At 47.4% G+C, this 17,782-nt stretch carries 14 protein-coding genes; 12 read left to right on the top strand and 2 right to left on the bottom strand.

All coding sequences use genetic code 11. From position 1 onward, the window contains the following. Positions 1-92: 92 nt before the first annotated feature. Together AC1DFM_RS21315 and AC1DFM_RS21310 are read left to right on the top strand one after the other, a co-directional pair. Positions 93-1,004: a sterol desaturase family protein gene (locus AC1DFM_RS21315; RefSeq protein ID WP_477078779.1), complete on the top strand. Its 912-nt coding sequence runs from the start codon at positions 93-95 to the stop codon at positions 1,002-1,004. Between the two features lie 291 nt (positions 1,005-1,295). Next, on the top strand, positions 1,296-1,871 hold the full coding sequence (locus AC1DFM_RS21310; protein ID WP_477078778.1) for a hypothetical protein: 576 nt from the start codon (positions 1,296-1,298) through the stop codon (positions 1,869-1,871). On the opposite strand, the gene AC1DFM_RS21305 is transcribed toward AC1DFM_RS21310, so the two are convergent. Together AC1DFM_RS21305 and AC1DFM_RS21300 are read right to left on the bottom strand one after the other, a co-directional pair. Then, complete coding sequence (locus AC1DFM_RS21305) at positions 1,868-2,824, bottom strand: ligand-gated ion channel (RefSeq protein ID WP_477078777.1); 957 nt, start codon at positions 2,822-2,824, stop codon at positions 1,868-1,870. The two genes, AC1DFM_RS21310 and AC1DFM_RS21305, sit on opposite strands and share 4 nt — an antisense overlap. A 63-nt stretch (positions 2,825-2,887) precedes the next feature. Beyond that, positions 2,888-3,952 (bottom strand): hypothetical protein, encoded by a 1,065-nt coding sequence (locus AC1DFM_RS21300; protein ID WP_477078776.1) that lies wholly within the window; start codon positions 3,950-3,952, stop codon positions 2,888-2,890. A 145-nt stretch (positions 3,953-4,097) separates the two neighbouring features. Here AC1DFM_RS21300 and AC1DFM_RS21295 point away from each other — a divergent pair, with 145 nt between their 5' ends. The 10 genes from AC1DFM_RS21295 to AC1DFM_RS21250 all read left to right on the top strand — a co-directional run bounded on the left by AC1DFM_RS21295 (position 4,098) and on the right by AC1DFM_RS21250 (position 17,777). Beyond that, positions 4,098-5,126 carry a LacI family DNA-binding transcriptional regulator gene (locus AC1DFM_RS21295; protein ID WP_477078775.1) on the top strand — a complete coding sequence of 343 codons (1,029 nt, stop codon included), beginning with the start codon at positions 4,098-4,100 and terminating at the stop codon, positions 5,124-5,126. A gap of 77 nt (positions 5,127-5,203) precedes the next feature. Then, complete coding sequence (locus AC1DFM_RS21290) at positions 5,204-5,950, top strand: SDR family NAD(P)-dependent oxidoreductase (protein ID WP_477078774.1); 747 nt, start codon at positions 5,204-5,206, stop codon at positions 5,948-5,950. Between the two features lie 12 nt (positions 5,951-5,962). After that, positions 5,963-6,352 (top strand): RidA family protein, encoded by a 390-nt coding sequence (locus AC1DFM_RS21285; protein ID WP_477078773.1) that lies wholly within the window; start codon positions 5,963-5,965, stop codon positions 6,350-6,352. A gap of 27 nt (positions 6,353-6,379) precedes the next feature. Continuing rightward, positions 6,380-7,375: a 3-hydroxyacyl-CoA dehydrogenase family protein gene (locus tag AC1DFM_RS21280; RefSeq protein ID WP_477078772.1), complete on the top strand. Its 996-nt coding sequence runs from the start codon at positions 6,380-6,382 to the stop codon at positions 7,373-7,375. A 13-nt stretch (positions 7,376-7,388) separates the two neighbouring features. Further along, positions 7,389-8,462, top strand: a complete 1,074-nt coding sequence (locus AC1DFM_RS21275) for a dipeptidase (RefSeq protein ID WP_477078771.1) — start codon at positions 7,389-7,391, stop codon at positions 8,460-8,462. Positions 8,463-8,489: 27 nt separating this feature from the next. Further along, positions 8,490-9,614 carry an acyltransferase family protein gene (locus tag AC1DFM_RS21270; RefSeq protein WP_477078770.1) on the top strand — a complete coding sequence of 375 codons (1,125 nt, stop codon included), beginning with the start codon at positions 8,490-8,492 and terminating at the stop codon, positions 9,612-9,614. Positions 9,615-9,757: 143 nt separating this feature from the next. Beyond that, entirely contained in the window at positions 9,758-12,748 is a 2,991-nt protein-coding gene (locus tag AC1DFM_RS21265; protein ID WP_477078769.1) for a SusC/RagA family TonB-linked outer membrane protein, read from the top strand. A gap of 17 nt (positions 12,749-12,765) precedes the next feature. Then, on the top strand, positions 12,766-14,286 hold the full coding sequence (locus AC1DFM_RS21260; RefSeq protein WP_477078768.1) for a RagB/SusD family nutrient uptake outer membrane protein: 1,521 nt from the start codon (positions 12,766-12,768) through the stop codon (positions 14,284-14,286). A gap of 48 nt (positions 14,287-14,334) precedes the next feature. Then, the gene (locus tag AC1DFM_RS21255; protein WP_477078767.1) at positions 14,335-15,240 is read left to right on the top strand and encodes a PKD domain-containing protein; all 906 of its coding nucleotides are present in this window, start codon (positions 14,335-14,337) and stop codon (positions 15,238-15,240) included. A gap of 32 nt (positions 15,241-15,272) precedes the next feature. Then, positions 15,273-17,777 carry a right-handed parallel beta-helix repeat-containing protein gene (locus AC1DFM_RS21250; RefSeq protein WP_477078766.1) on the top strand — a complete coding sequence of 835 codons (2,505 nt, stop codon included), beginning with the start codon at positions 15,273-15,275 and terminating at the stop codon, positions 17,775-17,777. The last annotated feature ends 5 nt before the right edge of the window (positions 17,778-17,782 follow it).

Raw genomic sequence — 17,782 nt, 5'->3', positions numbered from 1 at the left:
AGTAGTAGTATAGGGGTTTATTTCACGGGAATCGTCTTATAATCGAAAGAAACCTGTAATTGGGAGAGTATCTCTTTGGAAAAGTATTACCTATGACAGAATCAACTTTGAGTTCGGCTATTTTTTATTTGTTCGGAGCCATCATTATTTTAAGTCTGATCGAATCATATTTCAGCTATAAACACGATCAGAAGCATTATGAATCAAAAGACACTCTGACGACCATTTACCTGATGAGCGTCAACTTCCTGGTGAACGTAGTCATGAAAACCGGTACCTTTTTGTTGCTGGATTTTGTATACCGCCACTACCGTCTCTTTATTATTCCCAATATATTTATCTACTGGACCGTACTGGTCCTGCTGCAGGACTTCCTGTACTGGCTACTCCACGCTACCGGGCATTATATCCGGATGTTTTGGGCAGTGCATGTAACACACCACTCCTCCGAATATTTTAACCTGACCACCGGTTTCCGGTCCAGCGTATTTGAGCCGATGTACCGCCTGTTTTTCTTTGTGCCACTCAGCTTAATGGGCTTCAGCGCCATCGATATTTTACTAGCGTACTATGTGACCCAGATTTATGGGAACCTGGTACATACCCAAACCATCGGTAAACTGCACCCTGTTATCGAGTACATTTTTGTAACACCTTCTCACCACCGCGTACATCATGCCAGCAATCCCCGTTATCTCGATAAGAATATGGGTATGCTGCTGATTCTCTGGGATAGAATGTTTGGTACCTTCCAGGAAGAGCTGGAAGAAGACAAGGTAAGATACGGACTGGTGAAAGACCTGGAAAACAGAGGCCCGGTAAACATCATCTTCCATGAGTTTATTGCCATGTCGCAGGACATGAAGAAAACGGATCTATTGGCCGACAAGTTGAAATATATGTTTTATGCACCAGGCTGGAGCCACGATGGCAATTCGCAAACCAGCAAGGACCTGCAACGCCAACTGGAAGCAGAAGAAAATAACGCCTGCCTGGAAAGTTAAATGCAGGTATACAGCAGCCACGTCGTGCTACCGGTGTGGCTGCTGTCAGATAACAGCACTCCCCAAAAAATCTTTTTCCTTATCCCCATCATTCACAAACGATTATCTTTTCCAGTCTAACGGGAACGCGTATCTTTTCTTAAAATTCACTACCTTTTGCTCGCATTCCAACGGGAAAAATCTATGCCTATTGTCTTTTTTACCTGAGCAACCTTATTGTAAATGGAAATAATTAACCGGCCCCTCCTTGCCGATGAAATTCGTTTGTTAAACAAGCTGAAAAGGAGCGCCATGAAGCAAAGGGTATCCCGATTTTCCCTCGCCGATTTTATCTTTATTTTTCTCATGGGCCTGGTCTTCACGGAAATGGCTATACGTATTGAGGTACGTACCGCCACCTGGGTATTTGGTACCCTGGCCTTTATTTGCTTTGCTTTCATATTGCTGGCACCCTATGAAATGTACCGCATCCGCCGGAGGTCGAAAAAAAGATGGGCACTGGCCAACCGGATGTTAATGGAAAACGGTATCCGCGTTACCCGCGTAAATGTGTTGCAGGTGGCGCTGGCCAAAGAGTATGAAGATGAAGGCGATTTGTTTATTGTAGAATACAAAGCAGGAGAAGTACTCTACCTGTGGGATCATGATCATCAGTTGAAGAAACGATTCCCCTGCCAGCAGTTTGAACTGTATACACCCGATTTCACTTATCTGACCGGACGACCAGTGCATGCACTGAGCGCCAAAATACAGCCCCGGGAAATTGATGCACTTGCAAAATGGAAGTACCTGAAAAAATACGGAGGCCCGCACCATATGGCTACGGAACAAATTGAATTCGAAGAATTGATGGAACGGTTTAATTAACCGCGCATTGCCCGCGAAATAAAATATACATTCAGCGCGATATATACCAGCAACACCACCTGCGCCAGTAACATATCTATTCTGCGGGCCTTCCCATGCTTGTTGGCTTTGATCAGTTGCAACGACCATGCCGAAGAAGTAATCACCGCAAAAATGAAAAACAGGGTAATGCCGTGGAGGGTATCCACCAATGTAAAGGAAGTGGAGTCCGGCAGGGAAGAATCAATGATGTATTTATTACCAATCGCCGCAAATAAGGAGCCTACGCCCAATCCAAAACGGGAATCAATATTATCCGGATGGATGTAAAAACAAATATAGGCGATGAGAAACGATACATACATGCCCAAAAACATTTTCCAGAACAGCTGGCCCGCATCCCGGCCAATACCGATCCTGACCTGGAAAGAACTATATTCCGTATGCGGTTGCGGTATTGAAGTATCGCCGAAGGCCGTTTCATAAGCCTTGATACCAGTAGCCATTTTAAAACTGTCGATATTCCAGCCTCTCAACGTAAATCTTGGATCGTACTGCTTTCCCAGCGAATCAACCTGGAACACCAGCGCATGTGAATCGAACTGTGAATTTTCAATAGAGAAACGCAACTTCTGCCTGTCAAAAGGGAAGTTATTGATCTTCCACGAATCCTTCATCACACACTGCAATTTCATCAGCAAATAAATACGTCCATTACTGGAATCAATAGTGGAAAAAGATTTGTTGAAAGACTTGGCCTGCGGGATCTCCAGGTTTTGCACAAAATCAAATTGCTTGTTTTTATAGGTCAACCACAACCAGAGATTAATAGTGTATTCACTTTGTTTGAAATCAATATCGTGTATGCTGGTAATGTAGATACCAGTTTTAACCGTATCTGGCGGCGTTTGCCGGGCAAAGGAAGAAAGAACAGATAAAATGAAGCAGATAAAAAGCAGCGCAGCTTTTTTCATTTATTTGTTTTTTAGGAAGATGAATAACCAATCTTTTGCCTTCCTGATAAAGATAATGCAAAATCAGCTTAAAACAGCCCGCCCCTGCAATACCGGGATCTCATGCCACCGGATATCACCGGAATAATAAGTAATCATTAATCGTTGCTGCTGGTCCAACTGTACGCTTACAATTTGACCGGCATATTGTGCGATGGCCGCCGGATCAGTAGTTTCCCTGCCACTCTTATCATATGCTTTGATATCATTGCCCTCCGCCAGTAATTCACCGGTACAGGTCATCGTTTTGCGGTCTATCAATAGCAGCCTGCAGCAATGAGTGAGTGCCACGAGGGTATCATCCGTTAAAAACAGCACCGTAAATTGTAACACATCATCCGGATATCCTTCTGCGGATGCGAATAAATCATCCTGCTCCAGCTGCACCGATGGCGCAAAGGAAGGGAAGGAAAAGAGTGCAATGCCTTCATCGTTATGCGGCGCCGTCACCAGCTCCAGGCCATTGGGAGAAAAGTTCCCGGATACGCGGTCATTGCAGGTATCCAGTATTTCCAGTACAATTTTATCGTCTTTCAGTTGCACCTGATACAATTGACAATCCTCTTGTCCGGCTGCTGCATCAATGAGTATTTTTTCCGGGTCCGGCGTAGATAAAAAGTGATAGTTATAATTCTGTTCACCTTCCATCATGTAACTGTCAACCATCGCAAAATCCGAAGTACGGGCTACGTATAGCCGGTCATGATCACCGGGAGCGATGAGCCATAAAAACCGGTCATGGTGACTGAAGAAACAGGAGGCTCCTGCAAAACTTTCCCAGGGTTCATGCGTAAACGTCCAGCGTAACTGGCCGTTGCCGTCATAAATACGTACATCGTGGCAACCGGAAATCGCAATCAGGCTGCCATCTGCATTGGCACTTATTTTACAGCTCACATAACGCACCCGCTGGGCCTGCAGGTCTTTGCGCCATATTTCTTTTAAATCAGTATCCAGTCGTATCACAGTGGGCTTATCTTCAAAACTGAGCAGGTAGCCATCCCGGAAAGAAAGAATACTTGCACGATTGATACCGGGAGATAATTGTTGGCAGATGGGTAACGGAACTTTTAAAAAGGGAGCAGTCATAATGATTCGTTACTTAAATATAAGGGAATTATTTTACCTGTGATCTTCCCACGCAGTAAATCATTTTTTTAGCTTACTTTTCCATTCTAACGTACCAGATCGTACCGGATATTGAAGTGAGTGTCAACATCTAAAACCATATGTAATGAGTGCGCAGGTCCCTACGCTCAAAGAAATTGCCAAACGCCTGAATATTTCTGTTTCTGCTGTTTCAAGAGCTTTACATAATCATCCCAGCATTGGCCTGAGAACCAGTGCCAGAGTACATCAGCTGGCTGCTGAACTGAATTATGAACCTAACCAGGTAGCCCTTTCTTTTAAAAGAAATAAAACGGCTATGATTGGCGTGATCTTACCAAATCTCAATCATGATTTTTTTGCAGCTATTGTGAGTGCCATAGAAGATGTAGCCTATCGTAAAAACTACACCTTACTACTGGGGCAATCACGCGATGAAGAAGAGCGTGAGAAAAAATTGGTGGAATCCATGAAAAGCCACCGGGTAGACGGCGTACTGGTATCTATCGCAAAAAATACCGCTAACTATGCACACTTCGATTTGCTGAAGAAAATGAATATCCCCGTGGTATTCTTTGATCGTATTCCGCGTATGCCGGACATACACTACATTGCCAGTGAGCTGGAATCCGGTATGGAAGCGGCTGTTCGCTTCCTGGTGAAAAAGAAACACCGCAACATTGGTATGATCAATGGCCCGGATAGTTTGCTCGCCAGCAAAGAACGACTGGAAGGCTATATGCATGCGTTACAAAAACTGCGGATAAAAATAGACCTGAGCAGTGTGGTATCTTCCAATTTATCCAGGGAAGGCAATCAACACGCTATGCAGGAAATTCTGGACATGAAACGCAGGCCCACCGCCATTATCACGTTCAACGACTACGTAGCCATGGATGCCATCAAATACGCCAAAAAAGCAGGCATCAAAATCAATGAAGACATCAGCTTCGTGAGCTTCGCCAATGAACCCATCTGTAACTACATGGATCATCCGCCCATGGCATCTGTAGAACAGTTCCCTTATCAGCAGGGAGAAAAAGCAACAGAGCTATTATTGCAGTTATTGGAAAGCGACGAGAAAACCCGTACCAGCAACAACTTTCATAAAATTTTATTACCTCCACAGCTCGTTATACACGAAGCACAGGCATAATTTTACTCAATCGTTTGATGGTGATTTCGTTAAGGTGATCATGTACTTTGGCAGTATCATCCTTAATCAACGATTGTATGTATACAGATTTCCATCAACAGGTAGGTATCGTTACCGGCGCCGGCTCAGGTCTGGGTCTGGCTATTGCACGCAAGTTATCGGAAGCCGGTGTTAAGCTGGCGTTGCTGGATAAAAATCCTGCTTTACTGGAAAAATCCGCTGCGCAAATTTCCGGTGAAGTGGCTACCTATGTGGTAGACATTACCGACGAAGCAGCCGTGAAAGAGGTCATTACACAAATTAAAGCACGATTCGGCTCCACAGATATTCTGGTCAATAGTGCCGGCATCACGGGTATGACCAATCTCAAAAGCCATGAAACCGATACCGATAATCTCCGCCTGGTACTCGATGTAAACTTCATGGGCGCCTGGTTTACCAGTAAACATGTACTGCCGCATATGCTGGCAAAAAACTACGGTCGCATTCTGCATATTGCCTCTATTGCAGGTAAGGAAGGCAACGCCGGTATGTTGGCGTATTCCGCTTCCAAAGCGGCGGTCATTGGCATGACTAAAGTGCAGGGCAAAGATTATGCAGAAACGGGTATCACCGTGAATGCGCTCGCACCTGCGGTGATCCGCACGGCGCTGGTAGATGCCATGCCGCCAGAACAAGTGAAATACATGACCGATAAAATTCCCATGAAACGCTGCGGTACCCTCGATGAAGCCGCTGCCATGGCGTTATACATCACGTCTCCACAAAATAGTTTTACTACCGGTTTTACATTCGATTTATCCGGTGGCCGCGCTACTTATTAAAAACAAACGACTATGGAAAAAAGGGAAATCGTTCATCCCGAAAAGCAAGACCGGCAATTTACTACCGGCGCCTATTCCGATGCAGTAGCCGTAGACGGCTGGCTGTATATCAGCGGACAAGGCCCTATTGATTTTACAAAATCCGCTTTTGTATTGGGCACAATAGAAGCAGAAACAGCACTGACATTACACAACCTGCGCTGTATACTAACCGCTGCCGGCTGCACCGTAGATAACATCGTAAAGTGTACCGTGCACCTCGCCGACATCAAAGATTTCCCGGCCTTTAATAAAATCTACGCCGAATTTTTTCCTGGCATAAAGCCCGCCCGCACTACAGTGCAATCGGTGTTAGGGAGTGGTATAAAAATAGAAATTGATGCCATTGCCCGGATGGCCTGATGCCTTCATCTAAAAAATTAACCGCTGATGGAATATACAATAGATCCGGCCAATATGCCGGTAGGAGTAGTCGGGCTGGGCTTAATGGGATGCAGTATTACTGCCTGTTTACTGATGGCCGGTCATCCGGTGATCGCCGTAGCGCCGCTGGCGGCCGATTTACAGCATGCTGAAAAACGCATCACCGAACACCTCACCCGGTCTTTACAGGAAGGTATCACCGCCAAAGTACCAGCCAGCTGCCTGCAACAGCTGACCATTACAGAATCGTATGAACAACTGCGTAACTGTGTACTGGTCATAGAATGTACATTAGAAAACCTGACTATTAAAAAGTCTGTATACGAAAAAATTGAAGCAGCCATTCAGGAAGACGCCCTGCTGACCAGTAATACCTCCGCTATTCCCATCAGTATTTTACAGGAACAGGTAAAGCATCCGGCGCGGTTCTTCGGCCTGCACTGGGCAGAGCCGTCGCATACCACCCGCTTCCTGGAAGTAATTTGTGGCGATAAAAGCGATGTGGCAAAAGGGGAATATCTCTATGCTATTTCGCACTACTGGGGCAAAGAGCCTACGTTGGTGCGCAAAGATATCCGTGGTTTTATCACTAACCGCCTGATGTATGCCATGTACCGCGAAGCCTTTCACCTCGTGGAAAATGGCTATGCCACCATCGAAGATGTGGACAGGGCTTGTCGTAATAACGCAGGCTACTGGATGACACTGGTGGGCGTATTCCGCTGGATGGACCTCACCGGTGTGGCGGCGTATCATACCGTGATGAAAGACCTCTTTCCTACGCTGAGCAACACCACAGAAGTACCCGCATTAATAGACGACCTGGTAAAAGCAGGGGCCCGCGGGGTTTCCAATGCACAGGGCTTTTATAATTATACACCCGAAGAAGCCCGCCTATGGGAAGAAACCTTCGCCGCCTTTAGCTACGAAATACGTGAACTGGCACTGAAGTATCCGGTAGACGTCGTGAAGAAAAAAGTAGCGGAACATAACGGGCATTAAAACGACCAACAACATGTTAATGATAGATGCACACCTGGACCTCGCCATGAATGCCTTAGAGTGGAACAGGGACCTGAAAATGCCGGTAAGCGAAATACGGGACAGGGAAGCCGGCATGACCGATAAACTGGACCGGGGTAAAGGAGTTGTATCGCTGCCGGCCTTACGGGCTGGAAAAGTAGGTCTGGTAGTCGCCACACAGATTGCCCGTTACGTGGCGCCAGGTAGCACGTTGCCAGGATGGCATTCGCCGGAGCAGGCGTGGGCACAAACACAGGGACAGCTGGCCTGGTACCGTGCCATGGTAGCCGCAGGGGAGATGAACCAGATAACGAACATGGATACACTGACCAGGCATCTGCAGATGTGGGATGATGAATCTATAGCCGATGCAGAAAAGCCTGTTGGCTTTATCCTGAGCCTGGAAGGAGCTGACTCGCTGATCAATATTTCCTACCTCGAAAAAGCTTACCGCTACGGATTAAGGGCACTGGGCCCTGCACATTACGGTCCGGGAAGATACGCGCCTGGTACAGGAATGGAAGGGGTATTAACGCCCGCCGGTATAGAATTATTAAGAGAGATGGATGCGCTGAACATGATCCTTGACGTCACTCACCTTACGGACGAAGGATTTACGCAGGCACTCGACTTATATAAAGGACCAATATGGGCCAGTCACCATAATTGCCGCGCGCTGGTACCACATCAGCGGCAGCTGACAGATGATCAGATCCGTATGCTCATAGAAAGAGGCTCCGTGATTGGTGGCGTACTGGATGCGTGGATGCTTACCACTGGTTGGGTACGCGGTATCTCTGATCCGCGAAAGGAAAACATCACCCTCGATAAACTGGCAGACCACTACGACCATATCTGCCAGCTGGCGGGGAATAGCCGCCACATTGCCATTGGCAGCGACCTCGATGGCATGTTCGGACAGGAACAAAGCCCCTGGGATATTGATACCATCGCTGATTTGCCGAAGTTGGAGCAGCTACTACGGAAACGGGGGTACGAACAAAACGACATCGAGAATATTTTTCACAAAAACTGGCTTCGGTTTATTCACGACGCCTGGAAATAGAACGCTTACCCGCAAACCACATTTTGTATGACATCTTCCGAAAAAAATATTACCGGCAGTGCCGCTAACCGCCTGTTGTCGCTGGATGTAATGCGGGGAGGCATTATGATTTTACTGGCTGCTGAAAGCTGCCGGCTCTTTGATTCTCTCTCTGATTTATCGCTGCCGGCATTCTGGCATAGCCTGATCCGGCAGTTTTTTCACCACCCCTGGCATGGCCTGCATGCCTGGGATCTGGTGCAGCCTGCATTTATGACGATTGCCGGCACGGCCATGTATTTATCTTATTACTACCGCGCCCGCAAAGGGGAAACCTGGGAGCAGCATTTCAGGCATATCGCGATCCGTTGCTTTAAACTATTTCTTTGTGGCACCGGGTTGTACTGTATACAGGCGGGCCGGATGGTGTGGGAGCTGTGGAATGTATTGACGCAGTTGTCGTTTACTACTTTGCTGGCCTATCTGATTATCCGCCGCTCTTATGTTTTTCAGATAACCGTTACCGTTATACTGCTGATCCTGACAGAAGTATTGTATCGTACCGTATTGATGCCCGGCTTTGACCAGCCCTTTGCAGAGCACCACAATTTCGGCGCGTGGATGGACATGGTGCTGATGGGCAAACTCAATCCTGATGGCTGGGTAGCCATTAATTGTATCCCCACTGCAGCACATACCATCTGGGGCGTGCTGGCAGGAAAAATTTTGGTTAGTAAGTATTCACAAAAGCAAAAGGTAGTTACGCTGCTGCTGACAGGCATCACAGGCTTGACGATTGGCCTTGTTCTCGACGCAGCAGCTATAACGCCGATCATTAAACGAATTAGTACCAGCTCCTTTGTACTGGCGTCCGGTGGCTGGGTATTTCTCCTACTGGCATTGGTGTATTGGCTGGCAGATATCCGCCAATACAACAGCAAAGCCTGGATCGCCGTTGTCGTAGGCATGAATGCGCTCTTTATTTATCTCTTTTTTGAAACCGTCGGCGGGCAATGGTTTAACGGCGCCGTTGGTGTATTCACCAATGGTGTAATGGGCTGGATGCAGGTGCCGGAAAAAATGCAACTGGTTGTTACCGCACTGGCCACGCTGGTAGCAGAGTGGTATATATGCTGGTGGTTATACAAACACCAGGCGTTTTTAAAATTATAACGGGCCTGCGCAAAACCAAGTCAAACGATTGAGGATTTTTTAAGGAATGGGATGTACTACATTAGCCTAACATCAACCTTCATCCATCCCGCGCTATCAACCAACGTATCAATCATTACGAAAACAACAGAAAACGTACCTGTATGAAAATGAGCTTTAAAAGCCTTCACGTATTTCTCTCACTGATAGTTTGCCTGTTGTGCTGCGCCTCCCTGAGCCATGCGCAGGTGTTGATAAAAGGTAAGGTCTCTGGCACAGATGGCCAGGGTATTCCAGGGGTAAGTATTGTAGTAAAAGGACAAAGCACCGGCGTGGTAAGTGCTGCCAACGGTACTTACAGCATTACTGCCGGTAGCGCACAGGATACCTTGTTATTCAGGATGATGGGATACTTACCGGTGTCCCGCGTGATCGGCAATCATACCGACATAAATGTGAAGCTTGTTGCTGCCTTAACTGACATCAACGAAGTAGTAGTCATGGGATATGATGATAAAAAAAGAACGGAAATCACCAGTGCCGTAAGCGTGTTGTCTGGTAAACGTTTGAAAGATGTTACCGCCAACGACGTAGGTACCATGCTACAGGGAAAAGTGGCTGGGGTACAGGTAGTGAACAGCTCCGGCGCACCGGGTAGTCAGCCGGATATCCGTATCCGTGGTATCGCCTCCCTCAGCGCTCCGAAAGGTCCACTGGTGGTAGTAGATGGTATCATCGGCGGCAACTATGACCCCGGCGATGTGGCGGCTGTTACGGTATTGAAAGATGCCGGCGCTACCGGTATGTATGGCTCCCAGGCCAATGGCGGCGTTATTATTATCACAACGAAGAAAGGTAAGTCTGGTGCCCCGCGCTTCGATTTTAAGGCCACACTGGGCCGCAGAACGCCTAATAAAGGGCATCTGAATATGATGAGTGGCAGCGATTTTTTTAATGCCTCCAAAGAACTCTACCGCGATACCTTATCCGGCAAAATAGATATCCTGAAGTTTTATAGCGAACGTCCCCGCGAACTGGCCGATCGCAATTTCAACTGGGTAGACAACGCCTTTCATTCCGCGCTGGTACAGAACTATTATCTTTCTGCCAGCGGCAAAACAGATAAGTTTACCTATTACCTCGGCGGTTCCTACTACAATGAAGCCGGAACGTTTAAGAACACCGGCTTTCAACGCGTTAACCTCCGTACTAACACCACCTATGAATTCTCTAAACGGGTATCCGTTTCCAATAATATCAATATCAGCGCTTCAACAGGGAAAACGTACGACTACATGGACCTGTTCTATGCTTATCTCTCCGTGCCCTGGGATAACCCTTACGACTCTACGGGGCAGCCCAGATACGTAGACGCCAATACGAAAGGCTGGTGGTCCAGGGATAAAATTAATCCCCTGCATACCCTGGCCAATTCCGACCATAGCACCAAAGACTTTAACATCAACTACGATTTCATCGGTAACATCAAACTCACCGACTGGCTTACGTTTACCAGCTCCAACCGGGTAGGCGTGGGCACCAACAAATCACATAGCTTCTTTTCGCCTTTGGTGGCCGGCTCCTATCATGGCAAAGGTTTCCTCGACGAATCCTCTTCGCTATACTACAGCGGCATTTCTACCAACCTGTTTAAATTCTCCTTCAGCAAGGGCCTGCATTCCATCAGTGGCCTGGCGGGCGCCGAATTTCAGGGCAACTGGGACGAGTTACTGGGAGGACAGGGAAAAGGTTTGCCGGTAGGATTCGATGTACCGGCTGTCATCTCCAGTGAACAACAGCTGCGCGGGGTAAGAAATCATTCCGTGATGCAGTCACTTATTTCTCAGGTAAATTACAACTACGCAGAGAAATACTTCCTCACCGCTTCTTACCGCGTTGATGGTACGTCCGCTTTTCCACCTACACACCGCTATGCGCAATTCCCCGCAGTAGGCGTATCCTGGCTGGCTTCTAACGAAGCATTTTTAAAAGGCAACCCCTGGCTCAATCTGTTGAAACTGAGAGCTACCTATGGTATTACAGGTATGCAAGATATTGGCGCCTATAAATACCTGGGACTGTTTTCACTGAGTGCACAATATAATTCACAGGCAGCCGCCATTCCGGATCAGCTGCCCAACCAAAATCTGACCTGGGAAAAAACACACCAGCGCAACCTGGGCCTGGACCTCGGTTTATGGAATCGGGTAACGCTGAATGTAGATGTATACAGTAATGTCACGAAAGACTTACTCCTGCAGGTATCACAGCCACTATCAGTAGGCTTTGAATCCCGCTGGGAAAATGTAGGCCAGCTGAGAAATAAAGGGCTGGAAATTACCCTCTCTACCGTTAACGTAAAAACGAAAAATTTCCAATGGACCATGGACGTAACCTTTGGAATGAACAAAAATGAACTGGCAGGAATCGGCAAACCAGTATACCAAACGATTAACGGTATTACACAGATTTATAGAGATGGGGGAGAGCTGTATACCTTCAATATCCCCAAATGGCTGGGCGTGGACCCTGCCACAGGGCGTCCACTCTGGGAACAGGTTACAAAAGACAATGCCGGCAATATCATCAAACGTTCGGCTACGTCCGATTATGGCCAGGCAGGAAGCCAGGAAACAGGTCATGCGTTGCCCCGCTTCCAGGGTGGATTTGGCACCAGCGTTTCCTGGAAAGGAATTAGTCTTTCTGCTAGCTTCGCCTACTCACAAGGCGCGCAGATCATGAACTTTATCCGTCGCTTTATGGATGTAGACGGTCACGAGCCATACTACAACCAAATGTTGCCGAAAAGTGATTGGTCGCGGTGGACCAAACCCGGCGACATCGCCACGCATCCCAGTATGCAGAAAGCAGCATTATCTACCGAGATCTCCAGCCGCTATCAGGAAGACGGCAGCTTCATTAAGCTGAGAAACATCAGCCTGAGCTATGACGTGCCAATGCACATCGTACAACGGTTGCACCTGCAGGGATTGCGCCTGGCACTCAGCGGCGACAACCTCTATACCTGGACGAAGTTCTGGGGACAAGATCCGGAAGTAACCGTGAATCGCGCCGACTTCTCCATGCCCGGCGTAGCGGACTTCAGGTACCCGGCCAACAGACAATATTTAGGCTCCGTAGAAATTAATTTTTAACAGACAATTCCACTACCATGATCATAAAAAAATGGTTGCTGCTTTTTCTTTGCTTGATTTGCCTGGCGCCGGCTTGTAACCTCAATGTGCTGCCTACGGATGCCCTGAATACGGAGAACGTGGCAGGCACGCCCGATGGACTGCCTAATGTGATGAATGGCTGCTATGCCCTGCTGAAGAATAATGTGATGTTTAATGGCTTTATTGACCCGGGGCAAAACTACCTGTGGCAATATTATCAGTTCAGTGACTACGCCGGCGACGATATCGTATGTGGACAGGTAACTGAGCATCCCTTGTTCTATAGTTTTACTTACACGCATTCACCTGACCAGTCGAACATCCGTTTTTTCTGGTACATCTCTTATAAAATTATCAACGGCGCCAATACCGTGATTGAACTGGGAGAGAAGATCCCCAATCCTTCCGGCGCAGTAAAACAGTTGATTGGCGAAGCCTATTTCTTACGCGCGTTCCTGCATTTCAATCTGCTGCGTGTATTTGCCAGACCGTATACACAGGCCCCCGATGGCCCGGGCATCATTCTTCGCCGTACGACCACCGATGATGCAGTGGCGCCGCGTGCGTCCGTTAAAGATTCCTACAATTTTGTAATAGACGATCTGAAGAAAGCCGCCTCCCTGATGGATCAGCCAAGGGGCAGTCAATACGCCTCCAAAGAAGCGGCGCTGGGGTATTTATCGCGCATATACCTGTATATGAACGATGCGGATAATGCCATTACTGCCGCTAATGCCGTTATTAACGCCGGTCGTTTTAAACTGGAATCAGCAGAAGGATTTAAAACTTATTTCCAGAAAGCGATTGCCTCTTCCGAAAGTATTTTTCTGATTGCACAAACGAAGGTCGACAGCCGGGGCAAAGAAGGCTCCGTGGCTTCTATGATCTATTCTGATGGCAACTCCGGCTGGGGTGAGGAGTTTGCATCGCCTTCCATTCGTAAAGTAATGAGCGAGCATCCCGAAGATGTAAGGTGGTCTTATATTTTACCACAGAAAGATCCCACTACCGGTGTAGTAGCTAAAAAGAACGGCATCGAAATTTATTATATCACCAAGTTTTCTTTCCAGGATGGAGACCCGAATTTAAGTTCGCCCGTGATGCTGCGTTTGGCGGAAGTATACCTGAACCGCGCAGAAGCCTATGCCATCAAAGGCAATGTAGCTGGCGCGCTGGCGGATGTAGATGAAATTCGTAAACATCGTGGATTAGAAGGAGCACTGTATAACGGACAGGTGCCCCGTAATAAAAGTCTGCTGGAAACCGTATTGCAGGAAAGAAGAATAGAATTGGCTTTTGAAGGACACCGCACCTTTGATGTATACCGGAATAAGTTGAACATGGTGCGCGATTATTGGGGCTATCATTTGCCTGGCTTACAGGAAACAGATGTGAACCTGGCGGTGCCACCTACCGGTTATCCCAATATTACCATTAACTGGAATGATCCTAAAACTATTTTTTATATACCGGTAGATGAAATACTGGCTAATTCAGCCTGTAAGCAAAATCCCTGATCGTATTTTTCGTGTAGGTGTATTCGTTAGTCATCTAAAATTTGTCAAATGAACGCAAGTAGCTCTCTGAATAAAATATTTTCCCTGATCTGCGGGGTGTTGGTAATCACCGCCTGTAAGAAAGATAAATCCAATCCCGACAAGGGCTTTGAAGCATTTTTCTCGTACGCGGTAGATGGCAAAATCGTGTCTTTCAAAAATCTCTCTACCCTCGCTACCACTTATAGCTGGGATTTCGGCGATGGCAGCAACACGGCGGATAAAGACCCGGTACATACCTATCCTGCCAAAGGACGCTACGTGATTACCTTATATGCGACGGCCGCCGATGGCAAAAAAACAGAAGCATCTACCGTGCTGATCATCGATAAAAAATCGCCGGTACTGCTGGATGACAATAGCCTGGCCGACTGGGACGGTGTCACCAATGAATTCGTGAACCCCACTGCTGATGTGGTGAAGAAAATCAAATGGGATTACGATGGCGCCAACATCTATCTGTATGTAGAACAACAAGGCAGCATCACCGACTCTACCATCCTCGGACTTTTTATAGATACAGACCATACCGGTGATCCTAAGAAAGACAGCGCGACTGGTTTTTACCATGTGATGTATCCGGCCATGGGAGCAGATCTCTACCTGGAAGGGCAGCCTATGCTGGGTGGCACTGGTAGCTGGTGGGGCGCTTTTAATTTTACTGGTGGCACCGCGCATGCAGGCTGGAGCTGGAATTCGCTGAATATACCGCCGTTTTATATCATGGGCGCATCCGTCAGCGGAGGAGGGGTGTTTAAGTACGAACTGGCGCTGAAGCGAAGCGTATTATCCGGATTATTCAATAAACAAGTCGCCATCGGACTCACGATATACGATAAGGGCTGGTCAGAAATTGGCCATATTCCCAATAATAAAAAAATTGGCGGCATCCCCATTAACCTCGATGTACTATAATTTGAACCAATACTTTTCTCAAAATAAAATCCATGAAAACACTTTTACTCCACCTCATTTTCGTTGCAGGTTTGCTGGGATATAGCCAGTCTACCACTGCACAACGATATTATGTAGACAACAACAAAGCCACCAATGGAGATGGCAGCATCGGTAATCCCTGGAATAGCCTGGCGTCTGCCTTGTTTGGCGCGCCGGCGCCCTCAACGCAGGATGTAGTGGTGTTCCTTCGACAAGGTACCTACCACTTCAACAAAGACACGGTGCTCTATATTGGTAGCGGCAAAAACGGTACACCAGGTAAGTATTTCGTCATTAAAGCCTACCCTGGTGAGCAGGTGACTTTTGATGGCAGCGGCCTCACCACCGACTGGTCAGCCATGGCCAGTATCTCAGACGCCAGCTATATACGCCTGGATGGGCTTACCTTCACTAACCTGAAAAGTATTACCGGGTTTGGTTTGTATATACTGGGTAACAGCACTAACATCGATATCCGGAATTGTACATTCAGCAATATGTTATGGACCAATGATCTGATGGAAGCACCTTATCCTACATCTGCCGATAAGAATATTTATCCGGTCATGATCAGCGGTACTACTACTTTTCCTTCCGGTGTGACGCTGGATAGTAATCAGTTTAAAACCATTGCGCCCGGCTATTCCGCCAACCTGGTGAACAAAGCTGCCGGCGTGGGCACCGTAACGGAAACGCATACACTGACTACTAATATTATCCGCCCGCGTCCACGTTCCGATTTTTATGTGAGCACCACCGGTAGCGATGACACCGGTGACGGGTCGAAAGCCAAACCCTGGAAAACGCTGAATGCCGCCGTGAACAGGGCAGGTTACGATTTCGCTTATATCCCCCCACGGCTGGTAGATACCACCGTCAATATTTATCTCCGGGGGGGCGTATATCAGCCCACCGTTTTGGTTTATATTGGCAGCAATCGTGGTAAAAATGGCCGCTGGACCAACATCCGCAATTACCCCGGCGAATCAGCCATATTGGATGGTGGATTACTCACTGCCCGATTCTCTGCCATCTTTGGGATAGACAGCGCCAAATACGTATCCATACAGGGATTACGCCTGCGCAATGTTACCAACGACTCTACGCTGACGACCGTTGTTAATGGGGTGGTACAAAAAGATGTACGGTATGGCATCGCTATCATGGGCAACAGTGCACATGTTCTCATTAAACAGGATACCCTGTATGATATGAAATGGACCCGCGATACCACCAAAGCGAAATACCCGCAGCCAAATGATAACCTGGGCGCCATCACCGTATTGGGCAGCGGAAACTCGCCCCAGCACGATATCGTGATCGACAGTAACGTGATATATGATATCGTACCAGGCTTTACAGAAGCCATCACGGTGAACGCTAACGTGGATACATTTACCATCAGCAACAACTATATCCATGATATTGCCAACATCGGTATTGTGGCGGCAGGTAACTACCAATGGGTATTGAACAGCTATCCAGGCTTAACTATAACCAATAATCAATCCCGTAACGGACTCATTAAAGGCAATGAAGTATTCCGGTGCTTGTCGCCCATTGCTATTTCTGCAGGTATTTATCTCGATGGTTCCCGGAATATCACCGTAGAAAATAACGACTGCTATAACAATGGCGTAGGTATTTCCATTGGTAATGAACAAAACGCCAGTAAAGGCGCCGGTCATATGGTGAGAAGTAATACGCTGCATAACAACCTGGGCGCGGGTATCTTCATTGGCAGCAATAACCCTACTTCCTGGGTAGATAGTACAGTCGTGAAATGGAATACTATTCAGCATAACTATTTCATTTCACCGGCATTGCGCCGGAAGGCCAACTTTATGTATGGCATCGACAGCGCCTCCCAGCGTTGGGCGGAAATAATACTGAACAGGGCCCGCTATATTACGTTTGAAGAGAATGAGGTGAATATTGACTCCGATATTATGACCGCATTTTTGTTTGCACAATCTAACCTCATCTTCCGAAATAATATTTATCATACCCTGCATAACAACCCTTGTAATGTGCTCTTTATTAAAGATACCACTACCACCAACAATGGCGGAGGAGATGGTATTGGAGATGTGTACTATTCCACGTTCCATCAGTATGTCAGCAACACCTGCCTGGACGTAACGTCTACGTTGGGCGATAGTGCATATAATCCGGCAGGCTGCGGCAGTACCTTTGCCTGTGGCAGTTTGGCAAGGGGGGCAGCGCCTGCACTGGTACCAGAAAAAACGACTTTGAAGTCAACTGCGGTGAGTGTATATCCCAACCCTGCTATGGAAACGGTAACGGTACAACTGCAGCAGCTGGTGAAATGCCCGGTACGACTGGAGCTCTGGAACAGCTCTGGTAGCCTGGTACGGCGGCAAGACCTGTCCATACTTCAACCGGGCATCCATCGGGTGACGCTGAATAAAGGAAACATTCAACCAGGAACTTATTTCCTTCGCGTGATCAGAGGTGGGAGAGTGGAAACTGTGAAGGTAGTCTGGTTACCCTAAAATGC

This window comes from Chitinophaga sp. 05T412, from assembly GCF_056396465.1.
Note: the sequence above shows the minus strand (reverse complement) of the source record. Positions and strands in the feature narration are given on the sequence as shown.